1 pseudogene is annotated in these 913 nt (G+C 66.2%); it reads right to left on the bottom strand.

The window, feature by feature from the left end:
* Window positions 1–736 (bottom strand): annotated as a pseudogene (locus Q7A36_RS40195) (hypothetical protein); the annotation flags it as partial.
* Window positions 737–913 lie beyond the last annotated feature (177 nt).

The raw sequence follows: 913 nt of genomic DNA, 5'->3' as shown, positions 1-913 counted from the left end.
ATGCGACGGAGCGCCGACCGTCCGCCTCGCCCCGGAAGTGATGCATGACGCCCCAGATGCGATCGAGACTGATCCCAGCGTCCCGGGCCTTGCCGTTCCACAATCGCCAGCGCAGGCGCTCGACCTCTTCGACGATCACCACCTTCGCCGCTGCGCGTTCCGGGGTGTCGGACGACAAGGTGCCGGCGACCTGCGTCAGGTGCTGCAGCCGCATGGCGAGGTGAAACCAATCCAAGATCGGCAGGCCACCTATGCCAGCGTCGAGGAGGATGCGCCGCAGTCCTGGACAGCCGTCGGTGAACGCGGTCAGCACCGTATTCTGTGTCCGCCCGACCGCATCGAGGTTACCGCGGATCAGCGCCGCGAGATCGGTGCAGGTCTTCGCCACAGCACCAAAGACCTGCCTTCCTCCTGCTCCCGTCTCGACATTGCCGATCCGGACCTCCAGGTGCCGCTCGCCGTCCTCGCAACTGCGGATAAATGTCGCGTCCAAGGTCACCGTGACCGCCTCGGCGCCGGCACTGGCGGGCGTCTCGGTTGCGTGTCGCATCGGCAAGGTCTCGGCGACCTTGAAGGTATGGCGGCGCAAGCTCTCCGGATCTATGCCCGCATCGACTGGGAACATCTGACCGAGCAGGTCAGCCGCGGTCCGGTAGGTCAGCAATGCAGAGAGTTGGGCGCGCAACCGGTCCAGCTCCGGGGTTGAGCGGACACGGCGCGCGGGCAGGTTCGGCAACTCTCGTGGCATCGACGGCCGAGTCAGCGGCACCGCTGGACGTGGCGGCTTGGCATGCCGTAGCATGCACTTTAAGGTTGTGATCTCGTAGGTTCGCGCCACCACAGCCGGGCGGGCACTCCCATGCACCATCTCCACAGCGCTCACGATCCGGTGCTTGTCGGGCTCTCGGTCGCA

Source organism: Paracraurococcus lichenis (genome assembly GCF_030657435.1).
Classification (GTDB): Bacteria; Pseudomonadota; Alphaproteobacteria; order Acetobacterales; family Acetobacteraceae; genus Paracraurococcus; species Paracraurococcus lichenis.
The sequence above is the reverse complement of the archived record's forward strand: the minus strand, read 5'-3'. Positions and strand labels throughout refer to the sequence as shown.